A 24,692-nucleotide genomic window follows, 5' to 3' on the forward strand; every position below is an offset into this window, starting at 1 on the left:
GATACTTAGCCAGTATAACACTTAGCTAGGTTAATAAGCGGCCGGCGCGGAGGTGCAGCGTCAGCGTCGCCCCGGGCCGCCGGGACCTCCTGGGCCCCCGGGCCCGCCGGGTCCACCCGGTCCGCCCGGTCCACCGGGACCACCCGGCCCTCCTGGGCCGTTCACTGCGGGCAGCACGAACACGCATTCATTCAGTTCCACGCTCCACGCCCAACCGGGTGCGCAGTCGTCGGCGCGGCTTGGCGCCGGAGTGATCACCACGGGAACCATCGTTGTCGTCAGGGCGACAGCGCCGAGTGCGAAACGCCGCACAGAACGGTTCATCACCCACCTCCTGTATGCCAACCGGTAACGAGCGATTGTCCTCCTACCGGGACCTTCGAGGGAAGAGGCGGTACCGGACGGTTTCTCACCTCACCCGAATCGCAGGCCGCGCTTGCGCGCCCAGACCACCGCGGCCGAAGTCCCGATCACCCACACCAGCAGCGCCATGCCGAGATGGACAAAGCTTTTCGTGTCGCGCCCGAACACCGGTCCGATCGCGGCCGGAATCTGGGTCCACAGGAAGCGGTGCTCGACGCCGTCCATCGGGTCGGCGACGTAGTAGAGGGCGTAGGGAAGGGTGATCGCCGTCAGCCAGCCGATGCTGCGGCGCAGATTGTGGCGTTGCCGCCAGCGCCGCAACAGGGGCTCGACGGAGACCGGATGCAGCACCGAGATGACGTTGCCCACGCCAATCCAAGACATGATGGGCACCGCGACGTTCGGAATCGTCATCGCCAGTTGGGGTATTCCCTCCTTCCACACCGTCAACGCCGCCGCCGCCGCAAGGGTCGGTATCCCGACGATCGCTATCAGCGCCAGATTCTTGATCACCAGGACCCGCCACAGCGCAACCCCGTCGGACAACCCTTTCGTGACCCGAAAGTGGTCGGCACCAAGAAGATTCGTGGTGGTGACATCGGCGAGAACGAACGAGGAGAAGTAGGTGCTGACCAGGACCACCCAGTCGAGCTGATGGTGATGGAAGTGACGGGTGGAGTGGTGGTCGTAGACGGTGGTCAGCGGTTGCACCAGCAACCAGACCGCAGCCAGGACGAGGTTGGCGACCACGCCGGACAACCAGGTCCACGGCGGCTGGAACGCCCAGCGGATCTCGGCCCACACCGCCGGCAACAGCGGTTTGGTGAAGTCCCGCGCGGCGCGTCGGGCCGCATAAGGGCGAGACGCCGAAGCGCGCACGATCGCCCGCAACGCAGTGCGCAGCCGCGACGCGGTTGCGGTCACGATTCAAAGCTCCCAGTCGACAGTGAAGTCATGCCGAAGCACCAAGTCGACCAGGATATCGGTGCGATCCGCGAGTAACCATGACTCGATCGTGAACGCGTCGTGCGCAAAAAAGGCGTAATTGGTGGATGTTTCGGGCGTGGTTCGCGAGCGGTACACGATGGCGTCCAGATCGTGCCACCAGCGTCGGGCGGCGTCGGCGAGCTGATGGCACTGTTGCCAGACGCGGGCCTGCTGCCCCGTGCTGATCTGGTCGTCGACGTCCAGGGCATCCAGGTTGCGTTGGGTCCGCAGGTCGAGAATCCGCAACGGTCGATTCGAGACCAGACGGACCACGTGCTGATCGACGTGGTCGGCGGGAATCACCCGTCCGGTGTCGCGGTAGCGCTCGCGGAAGGCGCCTTCGTGGGCGGTCGCGGCGTAGCGGGTACGGAATCCTCCCGACGACGGGTCGAACCTGAAGCGCGGCTGGGGAAATCCGCCCCAGGTCCACTGCGCAGGTTCGGCGGCCTCGACCCGCCACAACACGACGCCGGCGGACAGGGTGCGACTGGCCAGTCCGGCCGGTCGCTGCCAGGGCAACGGGCCGCGATACCCGGCCGCAACGCTAGGCACCGACGGCGGCGAGCAGCTGCCATGCCGTGGCGGCGGTCTTCTTGCGGCGCAAACCTTCGGAGATCGACGCGCCCGCCAACTCGTCGCGTCTGATGCGCATGACGCGGTCAGCAGCCACCGCGTCGGAGGTGAATCGCGCGAGCAATTCCAGGATCTGGGGCAGGTCGGTGCGCAACCGGCCATCGGCGAACTGCCAGGACGGGAACCAGGTGTTGTTGCCGACCGTCGCGCCGAGCACTTTGCCGCGTCGGCGCAACTCGTGCACCGCCTGCGGCGTCTCGTAACCCAGGCGCGACTGGACTTCGCGCGTGGAGATGGCCCCGGCCCGAAAGTCGTCCATCAGTCCCTGGCGGCGTTCGTTGTTCAGCGTGCGGGCGGCGGCACGTTCCAGCTCCCCCATGGGCGAGGTCGGCGCGCCCAGCATGGCGTCGAGCAGCTTGGCGAAACCGGGATCGCGCCGAACTCTTTCCTCGACCTGGCTGACGAGCGTGCTCATCGGAGACATGCGACCCATCCTATCCGAACCGCCGCTAATTTAAACAATTGAAACACGCTCAGCCTGGCGGGCGGGAATACCTGCGGCGCACCACCACCACTACCCCGAGCAAGACCGGCACCGCCAGCACGGCCAGCCACGGGATGAGGAATCCGACCATCAACACAGCGCGGTGAGCGGTCGATAGCAAGGAATGCCAACCACGTTCGAGCGAGCCGAGGAAACCGGCACGGTCCACCGTCGGCTCGGCCGAGAGGTTGACGGTAATGGTGGCGTAGGCGACGTCGTCGTGCAGCGCGGTGCGCTGAGCCTTGAGTGAGTCGAGTTCGGCCTGCCGCTGCGTCAGTGAGGACTCGGCGGAGAGCAGGTCGGCGGTGTTGGTTGCCTTCGCCATCAGTTCCAGCAGCCGGGTGACGGAGGTTTGCAACGCGTCGATGCGCGCATCCAGGTCCACCCGCTGCGTGGTGACATCGGTGTAGCGGATCGACATCGATTGCACTGCACCGAGTTTCTTGGCGTCAGCCAAGATGGCATCCACCTTGTCTGCCGGGATGCGCAACACCAGATCAACCATCGGTGACGACGACGTCGAGTGCTCGGCTCGGGAGTCGACCCGTCCACCGGCATCGCTGACGGACGACACCAGCCGGTCGGCGGCCGCCGCGGGTTCGGCCACCCGCAGCCGCAGCGATCCGTTGGTGACGACATCGCGGGGTGTGGAGAAATCTTGCGGGGCTTCTGGTGACCCCAAAGGTGCTGGGACGACGGTGTTTTCCGCTATTCCACCTCTTATCGCCGGCCGGCCCGCCATCGTGGACGGCGCGGGTTTGCCTGCCACCGCGCCATTGCGCGTGGCGGCGGCGGAGTCCTCACGGCCGAGCGACCAGACCCATCCGGTAGCCAGCACCAGCAGGCCCGCCACCGCCACCGCAATGACGTTGCGCAGCTTGACTGTTCGGGGCTCGCGTGCGGACCTGGACGTGATCGCGACGGGAAGACCTGAGTCGGCGACCCGGTCCCAACCGGCCGGCGCTTCGACGGGTTGCAGCACGCGGTGCGGGATCTGCCCCTCGGCTATCACCCGGCCTTCTCGGCTGGCGACGTAGGCGGTGAACCGGCACAGCACGCCGAACCGCACCGAGGTGTCGACGATCCGTTGTGCCAGTTCGAGGCGCGAGCCGTGACCGTTGCCGGCGAATGCTGAGACGTACAGATCCTCGAGGTCGCGCAGATGCGCCCGCGCCCAGCGGGCGGTGACCCCGACGGCGTCACAGCGCTCTGCCGTCACAGTCCTGGACCACGCCTCGCCCGAACCGCTGACACCACTGACCGTCAGCGACCCCGTCGCATCCCCGCGGTACCGGCCGGCCACCACCAGCGGGATGCCCGGATAGAGATCGGGTAGCCGGGCCGGGCTGGCGGTGTCGTCGATGGTCGCCAACCCCTCGGCGCTCAGGGTGAGCGCGTACGCGACGGGCGTTTGGACGCGGCGGTGAATCGATTCCATCGCTTCGTCGAGGCGGTCTTCACTTTCGACGAATTCGGCGCTGCCGCCGCCCATTCCGGCCAGCCGGCCGAGGAATCCCCCGTTGGCAACCTGATCGATGCCGACCGCATGCACCCGTACCGCGCTCAGGTCATCGGCGACGCCGCGCAGGATCTGGTCCTCGTTGCCCACGTGTCCATCGGTGACCAGGACGACGACGGCGTCACGCGCATCCGCAGTCCCGCATAGCAGTTCGAGTGCATGGCGCAGGGGCGCGAGGAGGTCCTTGCCGCCGGCGGCATCAACGCGGGCGAAATGCTCGACGGCGCGGTACCGGTTGCGGTCGCTGGCCTCGACCAGTTCGTCGGGGAAGCCCTGCGGGTGGTCGAAGCGGTCGGCGAAGGTGAGCACCGCGAACCGGTCGTCGCTGCGGAGGGAGTCGATGATGCGTGCAGCGGCCCGCCGCGCGGCAGGCATCTTCCATCCGGCCATGCCGGCGGAGCGGTCCAGCACCAGCACCAGATCGAGCGGACGCCGCGGTGTGCCGTCGTCCGGCGGCAACACGGTGAGCTGGTAGGTGCCCTCGTCACCGTCGGCGTCGGGAACCAGGACGAGCGTCGCGGTGTGGTCGTCGGTGCCATAACGCAACCGCAGGATGAAGTCCCGGTCAGCTCGTTCGCCGGGCTGCACCCGTAAGCGTCCATCGTCGCAGGCCACGGTGGGCAGGTTGGAGCGCACCTCGGACAGATCCAGACCGGCGGGATCGATCCCGACCTCGATGCTCAGTGCAACCGGATGGGGAAATCCGGGCAAGAGCACCGGCGGGGTGATGCGCGACGCGTCGGGAACCGCGTCGGTGTCGTCGGCGTAGCCGTCGCCGACCGGGAGGCCGGTGCGCGGCTTGCCGGGCACGTATCGCGGCGCAACGACGAGTGGAATGCGCAGCGTTGCCTCGCCGTCCCGGTAGCTCAGCGGGTTGACCAGCGTGATCGCGACGCCGATCCGCTCACCCGGCTTCAAGTTGGCGACCCGCATGGTGAAGATGTCCGGTCGCTCCTCCTCGGTGACGGCGGCCACCCGGCCCGCCGCGACCGCGTCGTCGTAGGCCCGGCGAGCAGCCTCCCGCTCACGTAACTCGGCGGCGACGGGCCGGCCGTCGACCGTCACCTGCATCCGGGTGACCGCGGCGTGTGCGGGCAGTGGGAAGACGTAGCTGGCCTCCAGCGCAATGTCGAAGGTGTTTACGAATTCCTGGCGCACCTCGATTTGGCTGGTGAGCCCGGTGATCTCGACCCGCACGTCGATGCGATCGAGCGGGAGGTTGCCTCGCTCGGTGCGCAGCGCGCCCAACCCGGAGGGGCTGTCGGCGTGCTGCGCCGCGGTCGCTGATGTGACGTTGGGGACGGTCATGGTGAGCTCCGTTCATCAAGGGCCAGCAGACCGCGATCGGCCAGCAGTTGCATCAGCGGCGCGGCGGCCGCCCGGATCGCGTGGATGTCGTCGTGGTCAGGCTGACCGGGGACGAGCAGCAGCGTGCCACCGGGCAGACTCACCGCGGTCAGCGTGGTGACGTCGGCATCGCTTGTGCCGTTGGTTGCGGCCTCGGTGGGCGGTTCGGCCCAGAACCGGGCTCTGCGGGCGGGCTCCGGCGTGGGTGTCGATACTGCCTGCACGCCCAGCAGGTGGTCGGGCACGCCGGCGATGGCCCGCAGCTTGTCCTCGCCGGCCCCGGCCAGCTCGGCCTGGATGTCTGCCAGCGAAAATCCCTGTGCCTGCAGTCTTTTCACGGCGACGATCTGGAGTAGTTGGCGGGTGGTGTAGACCGCGTTACGCCCCTGCATGGCCGGCCGGTCCACCAGCCCGGTGGTGGTGTACCAGCGCACGACGCGTCGATCAGGCAGGTCGCGGACCCGCCCGTTGCGCGCACCCGGGTATGCAGGACTGTCCAGCGCGGCGGCCACCCGGCCGACCAGCTCATCCAGGGTCCACGACGGACTGTCGGGCATAAGTCGATAGTGACACTGTTAGCATTACACTGTCAATGTTGGTGCTCAGGTCGCGAATTTCCGGTTCGCATGGTGGATGCTAGGAAGGCCATTCATGTTCTGCGAAGGAGAGCCGATCGTGCCTGCTGCCGACGGTCGCGATTCGCCCGCCCGACGCCACCCACGGCGGACAGCGCCGGGTCTTGTCCGATTGGCGCTCGTGTGCAGTGTCGCCCTAGCCGGTGCAGCCACGTCGTACCGGGCACTGCGAAGGTCGCCGAGCGGGGCTCGACATCGTCGAGCGGACCCATCCAGCCGTCGCAACTGGACGACCTGTTGACGCCGTCGGGGTCGTTTTCCGTGGTGCCCGGCAATCCGCTTTCTGAGGAGGACATGCAATCGGCGCTGTTCATCGGCGCTGATCCAGCGGCATGTCATGGGGTGGTCGGCTTCGGCCGCTATCCCCTGTTCCCGGCGACGTACACCGGACGCGAAGCCCGCACCCAGCAGGACCGACGCTTAGACCAGCATCAGCTGCTGGAGGTTTCGGCCACCTATCCGGCCACCTTCAACGCCGCCGATTTCCTGAACTCGGTGCGCAAAACCGTGACCGACTGCCATCACCCCGTCACCGCCTGGGGTGACAGCGGACGCAAGAGCACCGTCAACCCGACGCCGTTGATGCAGAGTCCGCCCGATGTTGCACAGTGGATCACCAACCTGGCCGGGCAGCAATGGACTTGCGAATTCGCCGTGATCGCCAAAGCCGATGTGATTTCGGAGATCGTCGGCTGCTCCCCCGACCGATCCGTGGACCTCGAGGCACTGGTCGCCAAGCGCCTCAAGAAAATTGCCGAACTGCTCAGGTCGACCTCGTGAACATCGTTGCGAATCAACCGGATTCGTCAGCGTGAGCCGCGGCCCGTCTGCTGCTGCAATTCGTCGATGAGGTCCGAGGCTTTCGCCTTGGTCAGCTCATCTGGTACGTCGTAGTCGGCTTCCCGGGCGAGCGTGTCCAGATAACTGCGCTGGGCTCCGGTCATCGGCTCATCTCCGGTGACCCACTCGGACGTATCCTTCTCCGCGTTCTCCAGCGGCGCCTGTCGGCTCTCTTCGTTCATGTCATCCCACCTCCGCCGGGAGGGATAGCCGTCGCACACCTGTTCGAAACATCGGAAGTTTGGCCGTTGATCAGCGCCCTGCGACGCCCACGGCGAGCAGGACGCACCCCACCGCAGCAAGCAGACCGGCGACTTCCAGGCGCCGACGCGAGCCCACCCAGTTGTTCACTGCGGTCATCGTTCGGCGGGTGGCATCCGGCGCCAGCAAGCAGGCGACGAGCGAGATCTCCACCGCCGCAGCAGCAACGACGTTGAACAACAACAACGCACCCACCTGGGTCATCGCGGCGGCGCCGGAGGCCAGGATGACGGCCAGCGCCGCCAGGTAGTCCACCGACGGCAGGGCGATCCCCAGCCCGGCCACCGTCGCGACCCACAGCGCTTCGCCGTTCAGGAGCTGCCGAACCCGCGCCGGCAGTCTTTGGACGATGGACTCACGCCGGTCAGCATCTGCGGCCGGGCCACGGACGCGACGCCAGAGAACGGTCGCGGCCAGCACAGCGGCGGCCAGCACGGCCAATGCGCCGAGAAAGACCTGGACGTTGGGCAAGGAGAGATGGCCAACGGCAATTACCCGTCGTCGCAGCACGAAGATCACGACCAGACCCACGGTGACTCCCATGGCGAAGCCGCCGCACAGGAACGCGAGCAACTGCAGGGTCGGTTTCGGTCTGTTGAGCATGAGCACCGTCATGCCGATCCGGAACGGTTCCAGGCTGACGGCCAGGGCCATCACCAGGATGGTGATCCACAATGCGTCAGATTTCCGCTGCCGGAGAAGCGGTGTCGATGCTGACCAGTTCGGCCAGACCGCTCATGGTGAGGGCCGACATCAGCAGGGGGTGGGCGATGAGATGAATGTCGTCGGCATGGGCGAACAACGCGTTGATCGCGGCACTGTCCAGGTACTCCACGGCACTGAGATCGACGGTCAGCTTTTCCTCCGCGGCTTGGCCGGTTGCATTGGCCAAAGCCTGGTTGAAAGCATCGATATTGCTCAGATCGATCTCCCCCACCGCAAGCAGCACCAGCCTTCCGCCGTCGGTACGCGCCGTATCGAGGGTCAGCAGGGTGGACATCAGGCAATCCTCGCAGATAGGCGGACGATGGTTCCGGCGTTGTCGGTGTCGATGGTCACCTCTTGCATCAGGCGTCGCATCAGTGCGATTCCGCGTCCGCGCTCGGATTTGACCGACGGCTCGGTGGCGGGTTTCCAGGAACCGGTGTCGGTGATGGTCAATTGCACTTCGTCGACCAGCGCGACCGCATCCAGACAGATGGTGCCCGGCGAATCGTTGCGGTGGCCGTGCTCGATGGCGTTGGAGACGGCTTCGCCGGCGGCGATCAGCACGTTCGTGGTCTGCTCTGGACGCATGCGGGTACTGGTCAACCAGCGGCGCAGAGCGCTACGCGTCGGAGCCAGGTGGCTGGCATCGGGGGGGAACTTCAATTCCAGCGGGGCCGGGTGGCGGTGGAGCAGCAGGACGACGTCGTCCTGATAACCACCCGTCGGTTCGACGCGGGACATGATCTCATTGGCCAGCTGATCCAGCTCGGCGGTTTGGGCGCCTTGCACGACGGCGGCGACCTCGGCGATACCGTGCTCCAGCGGGACGCGGCGGCGCTCAACCAGACCGTCGGTGTAGAGCACCAGTGTGGAACGGACCGGCATGATCACTGACGCTTCGGGACGAGACCAGTCGCGTCGCACCCCTAACGCAATGGTGTGCCCATCGTCGAGGATCTGGACGGTGCCATCGGCATGGACGAGGATCGGCGGCGGATGGCCGGCGCTGGAATACACCAACTCACCGGTCCCGGGGTTGAGCACCACACACACGGCGGTGGTGCACTGGGCGCCGGGCAGCCGCGCAGCGAAGCGGTCCATCCCGGACAGGGCGGCGGCGGGACTGGGGTTGTCGAAGAGCAGCGCGCGACACGCGCTGCGCACCTGACCCATCACCGTCGCGGCGGTCAGATCGTGGCCCACGCAGTCGCCAACCACCATCGCGATGCGACCATCGTCCAGCTCGACGACGTCGTACCAGTCGCCACCGACCTGCAGGGGCCGGCTGGCGGCCTGGTATCGCACCACGAATCCGCCCGGCAGGTGGGCCGGTCCGAGAATCGCGTGCTGCAGCGCCAGGGCCGTCTCGCGCTGCTGGTCGACCTGGTACACCCGCTGCAGGCCCTGTCCGAGACGGCCGGCCAGCACCGTGAGCAGCGTCTGGTCCTCGAGGGTGAACCGTCGACGGTCGTCCAGATCGATCCAGACGACCAGCACGCCCTCGGGATGCTGCAGAGCGATGCCTGCGGTACCCGGCTCGGTGGTGTTCGGCGTGAGCAGGTCGCCCTCGCGTAACGCGTTCAGCAGTTGGCGGGTGCGCGCCGGAAGATCGGCCCACTGCACGGACTCACCGACCGCCACGACCTGAGGGGTGTAGCCGGGGTTTGGCTGGGAGCTGCCGGCGGGAAAGGTGACCGCCAGGACACGACGGGCGCGCCACTGCCGGCGCAACTCCTCAGCCGCGGCGCGAAGTGCGTCGTCGAGGGTGTCTGCTTGCGCGAGTTCCTGGTTGAGCGCATGTTCGCGGCCGGCTGCCAGGGCCAAGGCGATGGCCGCGTGGCGGGCGAAGTCACTCACCAGGTCGAGATAGTCGGCGCCGAACTGCGGCTGCTGCGGGTGCCGGGCGACCGCGATCACGCCCAGCACGGCATCCTGGGCGATCAACGGCATGACGATCGCCGGGCGTTCGCCGACGTCGGTGAACCCCTCGATCGGGTAGGCGAAGGAATCCGTGATCAACGGCAGGCCGCGCCGCGCCACGCCACCGGTGGTGGAGCCTTCCATCGGGACCTGCCGACCGATCACCTCCGACGCGTACCGGCCGGCGGTAGCGGCCACGACCAGCGTGTCCACCTCGTCGGCCGGCAGGTCGGGCTCCCCCGGGACCAGCAGAATCGCCTGCTCGGCGTCGGCCAGCTCCAGCGCTCTGTTCACGATGAGCTGCAACGGGCCCGTCTGCGGGTCGCCGGATAACAGCGCGGTGGTGATTTCGCGGCTGGCCTTCGTCCATTTCGCCGACTCACGTTCCCCTTCGAAGAGTCGCGCGTTATCGATGGCGGCGGCCGCGGCGGAGGCCAAGGCCCACACGGCACCTTCGTGGGAGTCATTGAACACCCGGCCGGGCCGGTCGTCGGCGAGGTAGAGGCTGCCGAAGTCGACGCCCCGCACTGTGATGGGTATTGCGAGCAGTGCCCGCAGTGGCGGGTCGCAGGCGGTTAGGGCACCGGCCTGCGGGTGAGTGCCCAGGTCGTCGATGCGGATACCCTCGCCCACCGGCAGGGCGCCCAGCTGCCGCGCGGTGGTGTCGTCGAGGCCGTTGTGCACGAACGTTGTCAGCGCTTCATCCGATGCGCGGATAGCGAGGGTCCCGTACGGGGCGCCGGTCAGTTCCATCGCCGCGTTGACGATCCGGTGCAACGTCACGTTCAGGTCAAGATCCGAACCGATCTCGACGATGACCCGGACCAGTTGTTCCATCTGGTCCCGTGCCGCCACCAGCTCATCGAGCTGTTCATGCATGCGGGTAACCAGGTCACGCCGTCCCAGCCAGGCGAGAGCAGCTTCTCCCCGGTGGTTGGTCATAGAAACAACCTAAACCCTGGGTGGGTGGTTCTTGCTCAACGCTGGAATCGTCGTGGCGCGCGGGGCCCCGAGCCGAGCCGCAGCGGGTGAGTAATCGACTACTCGGGTTGCTTACCCGTCGTCGGCGCCGAACGCCGCCCGCTGCACTTCGCGCAGCGCATGCAGCTGCTCGAGGTAGTGCTCCAGCGAGTGATGGACGAAGCGCGCCGACACTGTGGTGGTGCCACCGGCGGCCAGGGCCAGCAGTGTCTCCGCTGTCGCGTCCGGTTTCGCGACGGGATCGAGGGGATGCTCGGCAGGCATGACGACCTCGAAGCCGGCGGGTAGTTCGTACCTCGGCAGCCACTGGGCTGCTGTCTCGATGGAGACGTTGAACGGGCACCAGCCGTCGGCGAGGGTGACCGCCCGCCGCAGGGAGCGTCGGGTGCGGCCGCCGATCCACAGCGGCAGGTGCTGCTGCAGCGCACACGGGTCGACCGTCAGTCCGCGGAATGAGTAGTAGTCGCCTGCATAGGTGGGTTCGTTGCTCGGCAGCGCGACTCGCAGTGCGCGCAAAGCGTCGTCGCCGCGGGCGCCGCGGTCTTCGAACGGGGCGCCCAGCAGGTCGAACTCCTCTTTCAGGGACCCGACGCCCAGCCCGAGGATCACCCGTCCCGCGCTGACGTGATCGAGTGTGCCGTAACGCTTGACGATTTCCAGCGGGTGGTGATAGCCGAGCACCAGGGTCATGGTGGCGAAGCGGATCCGCGTGGTGCGCGCCGCAACGTAGCCGAACGTGGCGAGCGGATCCCAGTAGCGCGCGCCGCGTCGCGCCGTCTCGGTCGAGGGCAGCCCGATGTGCTCGCTGCACGTCATGTGGTGGTAGCCGAGTCGGTCGGCGACCTCTGCGACCCGTCCGATTTCCTGGATACCTGCGTCCTTCTCCCACTGCAGCGGCGCCCCACCGACATTGGTGACGACCGGGGTGGCGATGCCGAGTTTCACCGCAACGGCTCTTCGCCCGCCAGGATGGTGCGGTGCATCAGGCGACCGCTGTCCTCCGGGTAGGGCAGCACCCGGTGCATGGTGCCGGTGTTGTCCCAGATCAGCAGATCGCCGGGCTGCCACTGGTGTTGGTAGACATACTGGGGCTGGGTGGCCCAATCACGAAGGCGCGCAAGCAACGCGCGGCTGTCCTCGACCGACAATCCGAGGACGTAATCGGCGGTTGCGCCCAGCAGCAGTGACTTGCGGCCAGATTGATGGGTCCACACCAGCGGACAGGTCTTGGTGGACGACTGTTGCCAGAATGCCACTTCGGTGTAGCTCATCTCCGGCGTCACGTAGTACTGCGAGCGTTCCGCGCTGTGCACGACGCGCAGTTGCGCGATCTGTTGCTTGTCTGTCTCCGGCAGGTCGTCGTAGGCCGCGTAGGTGTTGCAGAATTCGGTTTGGCCGCCGGTGTCGGAGAGCGTGACCGCCCGCAGTAGCGTGGCCAGATTCGGCAGCGGCTGCAGGGAACCGTCGAAGTGCCAAAACATGGATCCCTTCAGGTATTTGGCCCGCTGGTTCACCTTCTCGTCGAGTGAGATCTTGTTGATGCCGCCCTGACCTTCGTTGGCGACCACAGTGCCGAGTGTGTTGGCGATAGCCACTTGCTGCTCGTCGCCGATGTCCAGCCCGCGGAAGAACACCACGCCGCGTTGTTCGAGGATCTCGCGGATCGAGGCGGCCTCGCGGCCGCTGAGCAGCGTGTCGAGGTCGGTTCTGATCTCGCTGCCGATCGTCGTTGTCGCGTCGACGATTTCAAGCTGCGCGGAGCTGAGGCCCATGAGCTTCAGCTCACTCTCGTGAGGATCGTGGTGGCCGAATGCTTGACCCGCGGCTGCTTCCACAACTCGACGGCCAGCGAGACGGTGATCAGCGAATAGAGCAGGTTGCGCAGGTTCGCGACGTCTTCGGGCAACTCCTCGGCGTAGTCGAACTTGTCGACGTAGGCGACCGCCTCTTCGGCATACGGGAAGATTTCGTCATAGAACGTCCGGATCTGATCCATCGAGCTGCTCACCCGTTTGACGTAGCGCTGGTGCCCGTCTTCGATCGCCCACTCCGGCACCAGATGTTCCAGATGTGAGAATCCCTCCGGCAGGATGCTTTTCACTTGATCTTTGCCTTTTCGCCGGCCTCGACATAGTCGCCGACCACTTTGTGCAGATGCCGCAACAAGATCTCCTCGTCGTTCATCGTGAAATGCGTGAGGACACCGCTGTTGAGCATCGCCTGCAACCCTTCGGAAGGACTGGCGTCTTCCAGGATGATGTCGTTGAGGTAGGTCACGGTGAGTTCCTGGCCGAGTCGCTCCTTGTGCGATGTCGGTGGCTGGTAGTACATCTCGGCCTCGAAGATGTGCGAGTGCGGACCCGTCGGCCAGTGTGCATGGGTGCTGAATCCCGACGACCCGAAGATGATCACGAAGTTGGGGAAGAACTGGAACGAATCGAAGCCGTATTTCTCGGATTTGGTGGGGTTGATGCCCTCCGGCATCGGACCCCGATCGAGTTTCTTGTTCCACGGCCCAGCCGCGCTGGCTTCCATCACACATTCGATTGGCTTGGAGTACTCCGTCTTTCGCGACGGCTCACCGGAGAAGGAGAACATCCGGTGCGGGCCGTTCAGTTGATAGGCCAGCGCGTCGGTAAACGGGTTGGGCTTGTCCAGGGCGTCTCTGGCCTCCGCGGTGACGCTGCCGAATGAGGTCGCGTGCAGATACGGGCCGTGGTAGCTTTCCGCGAAGCCATCGACGAATATCTTCCAGTTGCACTGCAATTCGGCGGTGAACTTGTAGACCTGGTGCGGACCTTCGAAGGGGTAGCCCTCGATGCCGTGGGCGAGCTCACCGAGGTAGGAGCGCAGGGACTCGGTGTTATCGGGGTTGAGATTGATGAAGATGAAGCCTTCCCATACCTCGCACTGGACCGCCGGCACCCGGCAACTGTCGGCGTCGAAGTCCAGCAGCAGATCCTTGCGGGTGGCCGCGTGCAGCGTGCCGTCCAACTTATAACGCCATCCGTGGAAGCGGCAGTACAGCAACGGCGCGCGGCCGGACACCTCTTGGAAGGGATCGTCCTCCCACAGCATTTTGTTGCCACGGTGCGGGCAGATGTTGTGGAAAGCGCGGACCACGCCGTCCTTGCCCCGCACGATGATGATCGAGGTGTTCAGAAATCTGAGCTCGCGGGTGAAGTAGCTGCCCGAACGCGGGACGCGCTCGACGCGGCCCATGTAGAGCCACGTTTTCTTGAAGATGTGTTCGCGTTCTTTTTCGTAGAACTCTGTCGACACGCAGTCTTCCAGCGAGACCGGACCGCGCCCGAGTTCGGGGTAGGCGTCGGTCCAGTGTCCGCTTGCGGGTTTGGTCACCAGGCTGTTGTGACTCATGAGGCCCTCCTCGCGCCGACGGTAACAGCTGTCGAAATGCTCCAAACAGATGCAAAAGCGCAACACCCTGTTGCATAGTTGGAACGAACCCATGGAGCAGAACCTGACCTTCGACCTCGATGCCCTGCTGATTTTCGGCAGGGTCGTGGAGAGTCGCAGCCTGTCGAAGGCAGCCGCCTTATTGGGTATGCCGAAGTCGACCGTGAGCCGCAAGTTGACCAAGCTGGAATCCGACCTCGGCATCAAGCTGCTGCGCAAGAACACCCATCAACTCACCGTCACCGACCTCGGCGAGCAGATCTACGCCCATGCGACGAACATTCTTGGCGAAGCCAACGGCGTACGCGCCCTGGTCGAAGCGAGCAGGCAGGAACCACAGGGTGAGCTGCGCGTCGCGATACCGGTGTTCGTCGGCATCGACTACGCATCCCGGGTGGGCGCCAGCTTTCTGCAGCGTTATCCGCAGTCGCGGTTGGACATTCGGCTGGTCGACACCATGGTCGACCCGGTCAGAGACGGTTTCGACGTGGTGTTCGGCCCTGGGCCACTGCAGGATTCGACACTGATCGCACGCAAGGTGTTCGACCTTGAACTGTTTCTGTGCGCAGCACCCGCCTTCGTGGCTGAACTCGGTGCGCCCATCACCGACCCGGCCCAGCTGAACGAGTTGCCCTTCATCGACTTCGGCTTCGGCGGACCGCGCAAGCTCACCGTGGTCAGGGACGAGCAGCGCTGCGAACTGTCCCCGCCAGTTCGCGCCCGGGCCAACAACTTTCAGGTGTGCAAGCAGTACATTCGGCAGGGCCTCGGCGTCGGCGCCATGCCCACCCAGATCATCTGCACCGCGGAACTGCGCGAGGGCAGCCTTGTGCCGATCCTGCCGCAGTGGACGTTGGACCCGCTGCCGGTGCACATGATCTACCCGTTCGAGCTGTCGTTCTCCACCCTGATCAGCGCGTTCTACGACACGGCCTGCCAAATCATCACCGAGAACATCGCCCGCAGCCGCGATCTAGAGTTCGGGGCACAGGGACGCGAGGAACCGTTGGGTTCGTAGCCGGGATTCGGTCCTGGATGCGGGATCGTCACCGAGCGGGACGATCCGGGCGGCCAGGTCGGTAACGCCGGCGTCCCGATAGCTGTTCAGCCGTTTGACGACGGCCGCTTCGTCGCCTGCGGCCATCGTGTCGCCGACGTCCTGGGCGTCGCCCTGCTCGAGCAGTCGAACGTAGTTCGGGGAGAAATCCGCGTGTCCGAGGATCTCACTGGCGTAAGCGCGGGCATCGTCGACGCGGCTGTTCTCACACACGGCGACCGGGATGCCGGCCACGATGCGCGGCGGTTGACGTCCTTCGGCGGCGGCAGTGATTCGGGGGGCGACATAGTCGCCGATGGCACGTTCGTCGGCCATCCACAGGATGGTGCCGCCAGCTCGTTCGCCAGCCAGCCGCAGCATCGTCGGACCCAGTGCGGCAAGCAGAACCGTCATCCCAGGTGTGTCCGCGACGTCGATAGAAGCGTTGACCCGGTAGGTGTCGTTGACGATCTGCACGGGTCCGGGTCCCGCGAATGACGCGTGCAGCACGTCGAGGTAGTCGCGCACCAGACGGGCCGGCCGGTCGTAGGGCAGCCCGAGTTGGTCGCTGATGATCCAGTGGTGCGACGGGCCCAGACCGAGGGTGAATCTGCCGTTGCAGGCGGCGTCGGTGGTCAACGCCTGCTGCGCCATGATCATCGGATGCCGCGTCTGGATCGGGACGACTGCCGTGCCCAGTTCGATGCGTGCAGTCACTTGACCGATCAGTGCCACAGCGGTCATCGCATCCAGATAGCCGGGGACCTGCGGCATCCAGAATGAGGCGAAGCCGTCCGCCTCGGCGGCTGAGGCATCAGCCAGCAGGCCCGCCAGGCGGTCGGCGCGGGTCCGCTCTTTGTCGGAACCGACCATCAGTCCGAGGCGCATCGAATGTCCTCCTCACCGGCGCTCGAGTGCGCCTGTTGTGCACCAGAGCAGCGTCGGGTCAGCGCCCGGCGGTGGCCAGTTGCGGTGGTTGGCGTAGGCCCACACCTCCCACGGATTGTCGTAATAGCCCGCTGCCTGGACCAGGCTGGACCAGTTCTGGTTTCGGTGGAACAGCCAGTACCCGGTAGCGACGACGAATCCGGCGGCCATCCAGCCGGCGTAGCTGAGCGGGAACAACGGGCCAAAGAGCCTGCTCTGCCAGACATGCACCATTTCGTGATCGAGCATCAGACTGTCTGCCTCCGGACCGGTGCCCAGGCTGGTGGTGACATTGCCCAACGTGGTGACGAAGCCGGGGATGCCGATGCCACCGCGGTAGACATGAGCGCCGGCGCGCCGGCTGAGCACGGCATCGTATCCGGAATCCGGCATGACCTCGTTGACCAGTTGCAGGCCATATCCCAGCGCGGTGCCCGCGGCGCCCCAGGTGTAATCCATCAAGAAAGCGGCCCAGCCGCGCCAGCCCCGGAAGTCGTAGATGTTCAGTTGGCGGCGGATGACCGGGCCGGCCGCGAATGACTTCACAAGGGCAGGCTAGACCGAAATGATTCGGGCGAGTCAAACCCTGGGCAGTTGGCGAGCAGTCTGGCACGGTCATGGGGTGCGCGGGTGTGGCTGAGCGGCTAGGCAGCGGCCTGCAAAGCCGTATACACGGGTTCGAATCCCGTCACTCGCTCCAAGGTTCGGCGTGGCACACGCGTCTAGGCGCGGTATTGCGCCACCCGTTCGGCGTATTCGTCGAGCAGGCGCAGCGACTTGTCGGTCGGTTTTGTCGGCAACAACAGCGCCAGTTGCCCGAATCCCAATTCTTCTGCAGCGCGCCAATATTCGGGATCCTGCGGCGCACCGAACATCGCCAGTGGAACGTCGTGCGAGGCTGCGTCGCGCAATTGGTCGACCCGTCGGCTGATGCGGTCGATCGGGAAGGGATTGGAAATCCAGCCCGCTTGATGCCGCACCACGCGCTTTACAGTGGCATCCGAGTCGCCGCCGATGAAGATGGGCGGGTGGGGTTGCTGCACGGGCTTGGGGCGACTGTACGACGGTTCGAAATCCACATATTTGCCGTGATACTCGGCGGGTTCCTCGGTCCACAGCGCCTTGATCGCCTCGATGCGTTCGTCCAGCAGAGCACCGCGGGTCTTCGGGTCGGTGCCGTGGTCGCGCATTTCCTCGAGATTCCAGCCGGCGCCGACGCCAAACACGAAGCGGCCGTTGGAAATGAGGTCGATGCTCGCAGCTTCCTTGGCCGTGATGATCGGGTCACGTTGAATCAGCAGCGCAATGCCGGTGAACAGTTCGATCTTCGACGTCACCGCCGCGGCTGCGGCCAGCGTGACGAACGGGTCGAGCGTGCGGTAGTAGATCGACGGCAAGTCACCCCCGAGCGGGTAGGGCGATTGGCGACTGGCCGGGATATGCGTGTGTTCAGCGACCACCAGCGACTCGAATCCGCGCTCTTCGATGCCGCGCGCCAGTGACACCGTGTCGATGCTGTCGTCGTTGACGAACGTGGCGATCCCGAACTTCATTGCTACTCCTGTCACTCGATTCTGAGTGTGCAGCCCACCAAGGCCGCCCATTTATTCCCCGCAGGCTCCAGCTGCGCGCGGGACGAAACCGTGTGGCCAGGGGTTTCGGTGCCGGCACGTAGAACGTACGTGGCTTCGCTAGGTACCACGGGTCACATCCGCACCAGGCGTAACAGTGCGGAGATACCCACCCCGCAGCCCACCTCACAGCGACTTTCCCACGCAAGCGCGACAATTGATCGTCGCAGCGAAGCCGAGCGCGGCGACGTGCAAATGTCGCGCTTGCGTGGGAAAGTCGCGCTGAGGTGGGCACTGATCTGTTCGGTCCCCAACCGCGCGACTCCGGTCGGGCAGCACAGCCGACGTCAGACAGAGTCAGTCGTAGATGACGTCAAGCCCGCGCCGGCGCAGGTCGGCCAAGACGTCGCGCATGGCTTGCAGCTGTTCGGGGGGATGCCCCACCCAATCCGTAAGTTCGCCAATGATTTTCACGGGCTCACGGGTGCGGTAAGAGTGAGTCGGGTTGCCGGGCAACTTCTTGTCCGTGACGTTCGGATCGTCTTCGAGAGCGCCTTGGGCCGCTACCAGGTAGATACGGCCCGGCCCCTCCCCCTGCGCCAGTTCGGCACCCCACACCGCGGCGTCCAACGTTCGGGTCACGTAGACGTGATTCATGATTCGATTCGGGTCGTAGTTCGACCGACGTCCGGGCACCAGCAGATCACCGACCGCGAGATCGGCTTTGGTGCCGTGCAGGAGCGCCCCGGATTCGTACACTTCGAAAGGCTTCGGCGGGTGCGACACTCCGCGCTCACTCATTCGGCGCCGAGAACGAGAAGCGGATCGTGGTGCAGCGAGAGTTCAAGCATGCCAACTCCTTCGGTCAGTTCAGGTCCCGCTCGAACCAGCCGAGCAGGCGTTCGGGATGCCGAGCGCGCCGTGACGCCCGGCGGCTATTTAGTTCGACGTCGCTTGCCGGGCGCCCCCAGCACGTCGGAGTTGGCCAGCGTCTGCGCCTGAGCGGCCAGTGTCGACGCGCGGTTGGCGTAGGCAATTGCTTCTTGCTCGTTGCTCGCCTGCTTGTCGTGCGCGGCGGAAAGGCAACGCTTCGCCTCTTCGAATCGGCCCTGGGCTTCGGCGCCGATGTGCGCGCGGTGCTTGGCGACGTAGTCCGAGATCTGACGCAAACGAGCGTCGGCGGTGGACAGCGCCTGCCCCAGTGAACCGTCCACCGGCATCTGCCCGCCCGCGGTAACCGACCGCCGGTGCCGTCGCGCCCGAATAATCACCAATACCAACAGAAGTAGAACCACGGCGACGCCGGCACCGATCACCCACGGCAGCCAGTTCCGCTGCGCCGGACTTGCGGATCTACTCAACCCGTCAGCGGCGGCGAGCGCGGCGCCGCTCCAGTTCTTCGCGATCACTGCCGGTTGGATCCGGTCGCTCTGCAGGCTGTTCAATTCACCGGCCGAGAGGCTCGGCGCGGTGAACGAGTACAGCTTGGTGTTGGTGGCGACGGCCAGCAGTGCGTCATTGCGGCCCATGCCGCTGGCGCCGCGGGTTTGGTCGGCCCAGTTCTCGGGTTTGAACCGGGAGTAGTTGTCGACGTAAACGACCCACAACTGAATGTGCCGATCACGATAGAGCCGGTCGATCGCGGCGCTGACCGCCGCGCGATCGGAGTCTGTCAGCGCTCCGGTGTTGTCGGTGATGTGATCGGCCAGCCTGGACGGCGGTTGCGCGCCGGCCGGTGTGCTCAGCAACAACCCTGTGGTGAGGATCGACAGGACGACAGCGAACAGGCGAACAATGCGCATACGGGCAATCTAGCCCGCGGGCCAGGTGTTAGCGTCGTCGACGTGACCCTCAAAGATATCGCCCTGACCACCCTGGATGGCAAGCCGGCCACGCTCACCGAATTGTCCGACGGCGCAACACTTGTCGTGAATGTCGCCTCCAAGTGCGGACTCACCCCCCAGTATGCGGCGTTGGAGAAGCTGGCCAAGGACTACCGCGACCGGGGGCTCACCGTCGTCGGCGTGCCCTGCAATCAGTTCATGGGCCAGGAGCCGGGAACGGCCGAAGAAATTCAGACGTTCTGCTCGACGACCTACGGGGTCACGTTCCCATTGCTGGAAAAGACAGACGTCAACGGCGCGAACCGCCACCCGCTCTACTCCGAGCTGACCAAGACCGCCGACTCCGAAGGCAACGCCGGCGACATTCAGTGGAACTTCGAAAAATTTCTGATCGCACCGGACGGTGAAGTGGTCAAGCGGTTTCGGCCCCGTACCGAACCGGACGCGCCCGAGGTCATCAGCGCTATCGAGGAGGTGCTTCCCCGCTAGCGGTGTCGCGGATGGACTGGACAACCCGCAGTTGCCGTCCTCATTGACGAACATCAGATTCGGAATGGAGCCATTCTGCTGAATGTTGGTCACGACGAAGGACAGCCGCAACTCCCCGTCGCGGTAGGTCGGCGGCGGCCCGCACGGTCGGTGACGGACCTCTGAAAGCGTACGGGCTGCAACACCTTTGATCCGCCTTGGCGCCATCCCGGTGATTTCCGCGGCAGGTCGCTGCATGCGGCGCGGCGCGGCAGGCGGCTACCATTCACTTTCGGCCAGCTGACAGGCCGTAAGCAAAGGAGCTGCCGGGATGAGCGGATACCCATTAGCGGGCCGGGTCGCGTACGTGACTGGCGCCGCGCGCGGCCAGGGCCGGTCGCACTGTGTGCGCCTCGCCCGGGCCGGTGCAGACATCGTCGCCCTCGATGCGTGTTCCCCGGTGGCCGAGCACAACGGGTATCCCCCGGCCAGCCCGGAGGATCTCGCTGAGACCGTGGGCCTGGTCGAAGGCGAAGGCCGCAAGATCCTGGCCGAAGAAGTCGACGTCCGTGATCTGGCAGGCCAGCAACGCCTGGTGTCCAAGGCGATCGAGCAGTTCGGCCGGCTCGACATCGTGGTGGCCAATGCGGCGGTGCTCAATTGGGGCCGGCTGTGGGAGATCTCGGCTCAGCAGTGGCAGGACATTATCGACATCAACCTGACCGGCCTGTGGAATACCATCAAATCAGTTGTGCCGCCGATGATCTCAGCGGGAAATGGCGGATCAATCATTACCATCAGCTCGGCGGCCGGGATCAAGGCCGTGCCCGGTTGCGGGCATTATTGCGCCAGCAAGTTCGGCGTGGTCGGTCTGACCAATTCGCTGGCCGTCGAACTCGGCGAGTTCGGTATCCGGGTCAACTCGGTGCACCCGTACGGCACCGATACTCCGATGGGCAACGACCTGTCGATGTATCAGCTGTTCCAGGACCATCCGACCTTCATCCACAGCTTCTCGCCGGGCGCGTTGCCGACGGATGCGCTGGCCGACCCGAACCTGGTGTCCGACATCGTGGTCTGGCTGGCCGGTGACGCCTCGTCGCTGGTCACCGCAGCGCAGATTCCCGCCGAGAAGGGCTATCTGAAGATCTGAGCTTTGGCTCCCCGGCGACGCTGAATCGCTGTTCGCAGTCCGCGGCGGCGCCCCGTCCGATGATCGGTGGCGCCGAAGCCGGGCTCCAGATCGTCGAACATCCGCTCGCTGCGGGTTTCCGGAGCGTCGTCGGCGGTGTCGCGTAGGTACTCGTCCGGCAACGACAATTTGGCGATGGTACGCCACGTCTTGGCGTACTGCATCGCGAATGGTCCTGTGGTGTAAGGCAAGTCGTACTTGTCGCACAATGCGCGCACTCGGATCGACACCTCATGCAACCGGTTGCTCGGCAAGTCGGGGAACAGGTGGTGCTCGATCTGGTGGCACAGGTTGCCGCTGAGCAGACGCAGCAGCGGCCCGGCTTCGAAATTGGCACTGCCCAGCATCTGGCGCAGATACCATTCGCCCCTGGTCTCGCCCACCATGTCGGTTTTCGCGAACTTCTCTGCGCCGTCGGGAAAATGGCCGCAGAAGATCACCGCGTTGGCCCAGACGTTGCGGATGACGTTGGCCACCGCGTTGGCTTTCAGCGTCGATGCGTACGTCGCACGCGGCGACAACGATGTGACCGCGGGGAACGCAACGTAGTCCTTGACCAGCTGCCTGAACGCTTTGGTGGTGAACTCGCGGGTCTGCTGCCAGGTGGTGTCGCGTTCCGGGCCGGACCGCAAGAGCTTCTCCACATCGACGGTCTGCAAGCCGATTCCCCACTCGAACGCGATCGATAGCAGCACATTGAACAGGATGTTGCCCAGGTGGTAGCGCTGCCACGGTTGGTCGCGGGTGACCCGGAGGACGAAGTAACCGACGTCGTCGTCCATGCCGAGGATGTTGGTGAACTTGTGGTGCTGGAAGTTGTGGGCGGCGACCCAGTGTTTGGAGGCCGCGCTCATGTCCCATTCCCACGTGGTGGAGTGGATCTCGGGATCGTTCATCCAGTTCCACTGGCCGTGCATGACGTTGTGGCCCAGTTCCATGTTCTCGATGATCTTGGCCAGACCAAGCGTCACCGTTCCGGCCCACCATCCAGCGCGTTTCGCGCTGGCGGCCAGCAGCACCCGGCCGGCGACTTCCAGTGCGCGCTGGGCGGCAATGGTACGGCGGATGTAGCGGGCGTCGCGCGCGCCCAGGGAGTCTTCGACGTCTTGGCGGATGGAGTCGAGTTCGACCGACAGGTTCTCGATGTCGGCATCGGTCAAGTGGGCGAAGGCCGGCACATCCGTAATCGCCATGGTTTGTCCCCCTGTGCTGAGTAGACATCTCCGCCGCACTGCTGGCGGGTGTCTGATCGACGACCGAGCCCCCCGCTCGATCGCTGACTTTCTTATCGCCATCCCACCGGCCGGCGAATCAACGCGTCACGCCTTGATGATGGCTCGTGCTGATGCCCCAGGTTAGTAGAAGATCTGGGATTCCTGCGCATGCCGGGCCCCGGTGGTGGGTGTCGCACGGCCCGCGCGGCATGACGACTCGGTTAACAGTCCCGCGCAATCGGGTGTGATTGTGGCCTAACGCGGTAAACCTGTTGGCCGTGAGCGTCAAATCCACCGACCGTTGGTCGAGCCGGGGGCGTGCGGCACCCCGCGGCACCCGAGCAGCGGTCTTCTTCGCTTTGGTAGTCGCGATGATCGGTGGTGTCGGGGTCGTTGCCACACAGGTGACGCGCCACCCGGATAGGACGCCCGTGCACACCGCGACCCCGGCGACGACCTTCGCCATTCCCGGCTGTTACAGCCGCACGGTCCCGCCGGACGAACGGCCGGGCAAGCTCAAGATCGTGGGGTGCGCCAGCGTCGCCGTCGCACTGCAGGACGTCGTGTGGAGTTCCTGGGGGTCCCAGGGTGCCGACGGGACCGGCGTGGCCGTCTTCAAGATCTGCGATCCCAATTGCGCCGCCGGCTACCAGGTCACCCATGAGGTCGTCGTGCATGCGTGGAACCCGCAGCCGCCGCGGGCGAACTCCGGTTGCCGCGAGGGCCTCAAGATATTCGCGGATCTGATTCTGGCCTTCGGTAAGGGTGTTCCCCCGCCAGCGGTACAGCAGATGAACGCCCAGTACAACGGAATGCCCGCGGCGCACTATACGAACTACCCCTCCGGTACCGCTGACCGGCAGTTCATCGGCTACACGTTTTGCTCGTAGGCGCCTGACCGGGCAAGCTTCCTGAGCGTCGATAGCGCGCTTCCACCTCAGCGTGGAAATTTCTGCGCAAGTGGGTAGGTAAACACGAATCGGCGGCGCAGGCACATTGCAGCGACGCCTGTCGAGGAGGGCGCATGACGTACGGGCCGAGCGCAAGCAGGATCGGGTGACGCAAGAAGTCGTGGCTGAGCGTTCGGTCGCTCAGCACGCGGCCGATTCAGCGGCTGCGCCGACGCCCACGCCCACCGCGAGCAACCGATGGCTGAAAGCGGTCCTGGCTTCCGATATTGCGATCGCATTCATTGTGGCGCTGGGGTGGCAAACGTTCGCCACGCTGCTCGGCGCCCTGCTGCTCCCGGATAGGACTGGCTTCCTCGAGCACATCATGAAGTGGGATGCGGTCTGGTATCTGAATATCCTCCACGAGCATTACACCCAGAATCCGATGTCGCCCGCTTTCTATCCGCTGTTCCCTTCGATCGTCGGCGCCCTGTCGGCCGTCACGTTTCACAGCATTCCGTATCCTCAGCTCTGTTTGCTGGTCAATACTGTTGCTCTCGGCTTCGCCATTGCGGCGCTGCTGACCATCTGCCGCGAATTCGGGTTGACGAAATACCGCTTCGTCAGTGTGGTGATGTTCCTCGCGGCACCGGCCGCGATCTTCATGCACCAGTTCTATACCGAGGCTGTCTTTGTCGCACTCGCATTCTGGGCGTATGCCTTTGCACTGCAACGACGCTGGCTCCCGATGGCGGTCATGCTGGCATTTCTGACGGCAACGCGGCTGCCGTCGCTCCTCTTTGTCGGGCTGTGCGGACTGGAATACCTTCGCGCCTACCGGTGGCGTGTCCGCGCGGCGATCAATCGCAACCTTGCCTACTTTCTGCTGGCACCTGCAGGATTTCTACTGTACGGCTTTTATTTGCTGGATGTGCGCCGAGACTTTTTCGCCATGTTCAGTGCCTACAAGACGGACAAATCGTGGAATTACCTGACGTTCGAACCGAACGTCGTCTTTACCCTCTACCGGAACTTCCGGGAAGCCGGCAAAGCTGTCTTCGGCCCGCGCGGTTTCGACAATGACATCACCGTGAATTTCGCCATTCCCCTGTTGTGTCTCACCGTGCTCTTCGCCTGCTCCATCTACCTGTTATGGGGGTACCGGGGCAAGGGCATTCCGCTCGGTATTTTCGGCCTGTGCTCGATCGTCTTCTTTTCGATCAACAGCAGTTTGGTGGCCGTCCACCGCTATGCGCTGCCATGTTTGAGTATTTACCTTGTCCTGGCTTTGATATACGCGAAGTACCGACCAGCGCGGGTGGTGGTAGTGACCATCGCGCTGGCCATGCTCGTCGCGCAGGCCACGATCATCCACTACCTGTACGTGACGAAGGATTTCGTCGGGTGAGCTAGACGCGGCCATTCGAGGGTATTCCGCTTTTGAATGCACTGTCG

Annotated in this window: 25 protein-coding genes and 1 tRNA gene; 7 read left to right on the plus strand and 19 right to left on the minus strand. The window is 65.0% G+C overall.

All coding sequences use genetic code 11. The features are described 5' to 3' along the window. Window positions 1-414 precede the first annotated feature (414 nt). The 5 genes from ACZYZ9_RS02815 to ACZYZ9_RS02835 are packed head-to-tail and all read right to left on the minus strand — an operon-like array spanning window position 415 to window position 5,890. Window positions 415-1,242 (minus strand): hypothetical protein, encoded by an 828-nt coding sequence (locus ACZYZ9_RS02815; protein WP_463824929.1) that lies wholly within the window; start codon window positions 1,240-1,242, stop codon window positions 415-417. 48 nt (window positions 1,243-1,290) lie between these two features. Beyond that, window positions 1,291-1,902, minus strand: coding sequence for an RES family NAD+ phosphorylase (locus ACZYZ9_RS02820; protein WP_463824671.1), 612 nt, complete (start codon window positions 1,900-1,902; stop codon window positions 1,291-1,293). Further along, window positions 1,895-2,398: a hypothetical protein gene (locus ACZYZ9_RS02825; protein ID WP_463824672.1), complete on the minus strand. Its 504-nt coding sequence runs from the start codon at window positions 2,396-2,398 to the stop codon at window positions 1,895-1,897. The genes ACZYZ9_RS02820 and ACZYZ9_RS02825 overlap by 8 nt, the downstream gene beginning before the upstream one ends. Before the next feature lie 58 nt (window positions 2,399-2,456). Next, the gene (locus ACZYZ9_RS02830; RefSeq protein WP_463824673.1) at window positions 2,457-5,294 is read right to left on the minus strand and encodes a DUF4349 domain-containing protein; all 2,838 of its coding nucleotides are present in this window, start codon (window positions 5,292-5,294) and stop codon (window positions 2,457-2,459) included. Continuing rightward, on the minus strand, window positions 5,291-5,890 hold the full coding sequence (locus tag ACZYZ9_RS02835) for a MerR family transcriptional regulator (protein ID WP_463824674.1): 600 nt from the start codon (window positions 5,888-5,890) through the stop codon (window positions 5,291-5,293). Before ACZYZ9_RS02835 ends, ACZYZ9_RS02830 begins: the two co-directional genes overlap by 4 nt. A gap of 201 nt (window positions 5,891-6,091) precedes the next feature. Between ACZYZ9_RS02835 and ACZYZ9_RS02840 the strand changes: the two genes are divergently transcribed. Further along, window positions 6,092-6,748, plus strand: coding sequence for a sensor domain-containing protein (locus ACZYZ9_RS02840; protein ID WP_463824675.1), 657 nt, complete (start codon window positions 6,092-6,094; stop codon window positions 6,746-6,748). 26 nt (window positions 6,749-6,774) lie between these two features. Here ACZYZ9_RS02840 and ACZYZ9_RS02845 read toward each other — a convergent pair whose 3' ends face one another. From ACZYZ9_RS02845 to ACZYZ9_RS02880, 8 genes are all read right to left on the minus strand, one after another. Further along, window positions 6,775-6,990, minus strand: coding sequence for a DUF3072 domain-containing protein (locus tag ACZYZ9_RS02845; RefSeq protein ID WP_463824676.1), 216 nt, complete (start codon window positions 6,988-6,990; stop codon window positions 6,775-6,777). A gap of 70 nt (window positions 6,991-7,060) precedes the next feature. Then, the gene (locus tag ACZYZ9_RS02850) at window positions 7,061-7,744 is read right to left on the minus strand and encodes a GAP family protein (RefSeq protein ID WP_463824677.1); all 684 of its coding nucleotides are present in this window, start codon (window positions 7,742-7,744) and stop codon (window positions 7,061-7,063) included. 4 nt (window positions 7,745-7,748) lie between these two features. Then, window positions 7,749-8,069, minus strand: coding sequence for an STAS domain-containing protein (locus tag ACZYZ9_RS02855; protein ID WP_463824678.1), 321 nt, complete (start codon window positions 8,067-8,069; stop codon window positions 7,749-7,751). Further along, entirely contained in the window at window positions 8,069-10,639 is a 2,571-nt protein-coding gene (locus tag ACZYZ9_RS02860) for a SpoIIE family protein phosphatase (protein WP_463824679.1), read from the minus strand. Before ACZYZ9_RS02860 ends, ACZYZ9_RS02855 begins: the two co-directional genes overlap by 1 nt. A 111-nt stretch (window positions 10,640-10,750) precedes the next feature. After that, window positions 10,751-11,623, minus strand: coding sequence for a TIGR03619 family F420-dependent LLM class oxidoreductase (locus ACZYZ9_RS02865; protein WP_463824680.1), 873 nt, complete (start codon window positions 11,621-11,623; stop codon window positions 10,751-10,753). Then, window positions 11,620-12,450, minus strand: a complete 831-nt coding sequence (locus ACZYZ9_RS02870; protein WP_463824681.1) for a TauD/TfdA dioxygenase family protein — start codon at window positions 12,448-12,450, stop codon at window positions 11,620-11,622. Before ACZYZ9_RS02870 ends, ACZYZ9_RS02865 begins: the two co-directional genes overlap by 4 nt. A gap of 5 nt (window positions 12,451-12,455) precedes the next feature. Then, window positions 12,456-12,779, minus strand: a complete 324-nt coding sequence (locus ACZYZ9_RS02875) for a hypothetical protein (RefSeq protein WP_463824682.1) — start codon at window positions 12,777-12,779, stop codon at window positions 12,456-12,458. Continuing rightward, window positions 12,776-14,056 carry an aromatic ring-hydroxylating oxygenase subunit alpha gene (locus ACZYZ9_RS02880; RefSeq protein ID WP_463824683.1) on the minus strand — a complete coding sequence of 427 codons (1,281 nt, stop codon included), beginning with the start codon at window positions 14,054-14,056 and terminating at the stop codon, window positions 12,776-12,778. The genes ACZYZ9_RS02875 and ACZYZ9_RS02880 overlap by 4 nt, the downstream gene beginning before the upstream one ends. A 91-nt stretch (window positions 14,057-14,147) precedes the next feature. Here ACZYZ9_RS02880 and ACZYZ9_RS02885 point away from each other — a divergent pair, with 91 nt between their 5' ends. Next, entirely contained in the window at window positions 14,148-15,113 is a 966-nt protein-coding gene (locus tag ACZYZ9_RS02885; RefSeq protein ID WP_463824930.1) for a LysR family transcriptional regulator, read from the plus strand. Here the strand turns inward: ACZYZ9_RS02885 and ACZYZ9_RS02890 are convergent. Both ACZYZ9_RS02890 and ACZYZ9_RS02895 read right to left on the minus strand, forming a co-directional pair. After that, the gene (locus ACZYZ9_RS02890; RefSeq protein WP_463824684.1) at window positions 15,069-16,019 is read right to left on the minus strand and encodes a TIGR03564 family F420-dependent LLM class oxidoreductase; all 951 of its coding nucleotides are present in this window, start codon (window positions 16,017-16,019) and stop codon (window positions 15,069-15,071) included. The genes ACZYZ9_RS02885 and ACZYZ9_RS02890 overlap by 45 nt on opposite strands. Before the next feature lie 12 nt (window positions 16,020-16,031). Next, window positions 16,032-16,604, minus strand: a complete 573-nt coding sequence (locus tag ACZYZ9_RS02895; RefSeq protein WP_463824685.1) for a hypothetical protein — start codon at window positions 16,602-16,604, stop codon at window positions 16,032-16,034. An 80-nt stretch (window positions 16,605-16,684) separates the two neighbouring features. Between ACZYZ9_RS02895 and ACZYZ9_RS02900 the strand changes: the two genes are divergently transcribed. Further along, window positions 16,685-16,758 (plus strand) — tRNA-Cys (locus ACZYZ9_RS02900). 22 nt (window positions 16,759-16,780) lie between these two features. Here ACZYZ9_RS02900 and ACZYZ9_RS02905 read toward each other — a convergent pair. The 3 genes from ACZYZ9_RS02905 to ACZYZ9_RS02915 form a co-directional block, all read right to left on the minus strand. Further along, complete coding sequence (locus ACZYZ9_RS02905) at window positions 16,781-17,611, minus strand: LLM class F420-dependent oxidoreductase (RefSeq protein ID WP_463824686.1); 831 nt, start codon at window positions 17,609-17,611, stop codon at window positions 16,781-16,783. 375 nt (window positions 17,612-17,986) lie between these two features. Then, window positions 17,987-18,430 carry an NAD(+)--rifampin ADP-ribosyltransferase gene (gene arr, locus ACZYZ9_RS02910; RefSeq protein ID WP_463824687.1) on the minus strand — a complete coding sequence of 148 codons (444 nt, stop codon included), beginning with the start codon at window positions 18,428-18,430 and terminating at the stop codon, window positions 17,987-17,989. A 134-nt stretch (window positions 18,431-18,564) separates the two neighbouring features. Next, window positions 18,565-19,431, minus strand: a complete 867-nt coding sequence (locus ACZYZ9_RS02915) for a TPM domain-containing protein (protein WP_463824688.1) — start codon at window positions 19,429-19,431, stop codon at window positions 18,565-18,567. A gap of 42 nt (window positions 19,432-19,473) precedes the next feature. Here ACZYZ9_RS02915 and ACZYZ9_RS02920 point away from each other — a divergent pair, with 42 nt between their 5' ends. After that, window positions 19,474-19,962, plus strand: a complete 489-nt coding sequence (locus tag ACZYZ9_RS02920; RefSeq protein ID WP_463824689.1) for a glutathione peroxidase — start codon at window positions 19,474-19,476, stop codon at window positions 19,960-19,962. 310 nt (window positions 19,963-20,272) lie between these two features. Beyond that, on the plus strand, window positions 20,273-21,094 hold the full coding sequence (locus ACZYZ9_RS02925) for a mycofactocin-coupled SDR family oxidoreductase (protein WP_463824690.1): 822 nt from the start codon (window positions 20,273-20,275) through the stop codon (window positions 21,092-21,094). On the opposite strand, the gene ACZYZ9_RS02930 is transcribed toward ACZYZ9_RS02925, so the two are convergent. Continuing rightward, entirely contained in the window at window positions 21,079-22,326 is a 1,248-nt protein-coding gene (locus ACZYZ9_RS02930; protein WP_463824691.1) for a fatty acid desaturase family protein, read from the minus strand. The two genes, ACZYZ9_RS02925 and ACZYZ9_RS02930, sit on opposite strands and share 16 nt — an antisense overlap. Before the next feature lie 392 nt (window positions 22,327-22,718). Between ACZYZ9_RS02930 and ACZYZ9_RS02935 the strand changes: the two genes are divergently transcribed. Further along, on the plus strand, window positions 22,719-23,237 hold the full coding sequence (locus tag ACZYZ9_RS02935) for a hypothetical protein (RefSeq protein WP_463824931.1): 519 nt from the start codon (window positions 22,719-22,721) through the stop codon (window positions 23,235-23,237). Window positions 23,238-23,403: 166 nt separating this feature from the next. Next, window positions 23,404-24,645, plus strand: a complete 1,242-nt coding sequence (locus ACZYZ9_RS02940; protein WP_463824692.1) for a hypothetical protein — start codon at window positions 23,404-23,406, stop codon at window positions 24,643-24,645. Window positions 24,646-24,692: the final 47 nt, after the last annotated feature.

Source organism: Mycobacterium sp. IDUB_28 (assembly GCF_055419285.1).

Coding starts and splice junctions, on each gene's coding strand:
- ACZYZ9_RS02835 (WP_463824674.1), bottom strand. CDS start 5,890: ATGCCCGACAGTCCGTCGTGGACCCTGGATGAGCTGGTCGGCCGGGTG.
- ACZYZ9_RS02905 (WP_463824686.1), bottom strand. CDS start 17,611: ATGAAGTTCGGGATCGCCACGTTCGTCAACGACGACAGCATCGACACG.
- ACZYZ9_RS02860 (WP_463824679.1), bottom strand. CDS start 10,639: ATGACCAACCACCGGGGAGAAGCTGCTCTCGCCTGGCTGGGACGGCGT.
- ACZYZ9_RS02890 (WP_463824684.1), bottom strand. CDS start 16,019: ATGCGCCTCGGACTGATGGTCGGTTCCGACAAAGAGCGGACCCGCGCC.
- ACZYZ9_RS02930 (WP_463824691.1), bottom strand. CDS start 22,326: ATGGCGATTACGGATGTGCCGGCCTTCGCCCACTTGACCGATGCCGAC.
- ACZYZ9_RS02830 (WP_463824673.1), bottom strand. CDS start 5,294: ATGACCGTCCCCAACGTCACATCAGCGACCGCGGCGCAGCACGCCGAC.
- ACZYZ9_RS02845 (WP_463824676.1), bottom strand. CDS start 6,990: ATGAACGAAGAGAGCCGACAGGCGCCGCTGGAGAACGCGGAGAAGGAT.
- arr (WP_463824687.1), bottom strand. CDS start 18,430: ATGAGTGAGCGCGGAGTGTCGCACCCGCCGAAGCCTTTCGAAGTGTAC.
- ACZYZ9_RS02880 (WP_463824683.1), bottom strand. CDS start 14,056: ATGAGTCACAACAGCCTGGTGACCAAACCCGCAAGCGGACACTGGACC.
- ACZYZ9_RS02825 (WP_463824672.1), bottom strand. CDS start 2,398: ATGAGCACGCTCGTCAGCCAGGTCGAGGAAAGAGTTCGGCGCGATCCC.
- ACZYZ9_RS02935 (WP_463824931.1), top strand. CDS start 22,719: ATGATCGGTGGTGTCGGGGTCGTTGCCACACAGGTGACGCGCCACCCG.
- ACZYZ9_RS02885 (WP_463824930.1), top strand. CDS start 14,148: ATGGAGCAGAACCTGACCTTCGACCTCGATGCCCTGCTGATTTTCGGC.
- ACZYZ9_RS02915 (WP_463824688.1), bottom strand. CDS start 19,431: ATGCGCATTGTTCGCCTGTTCGCTGTCGTCCTGTCGATCCTCACCACA.
- ACZYZ9_RS02925 (WP_463824690.1), top strand. CDS start 20,273: ATGAGCGGATACCCATTAGCGGGCCGGGTCGCGTACGTGACTGGCGCC.
- ACZYZ9_RS02870 (WP_463824681.1), bottom strand. CDS start 12,450: ATGGGCCTCAGCTCCGCGCAGCTTGAAATCGTCGACGCGACAACGACG.
- ACZYZ9_RS02855 (WP_463824678.1), bottom strand. CDS start 8,069: ATGTCCACCCTGCTGACCCTCGATACGGCGCGTACCGACGGCGGAAGG.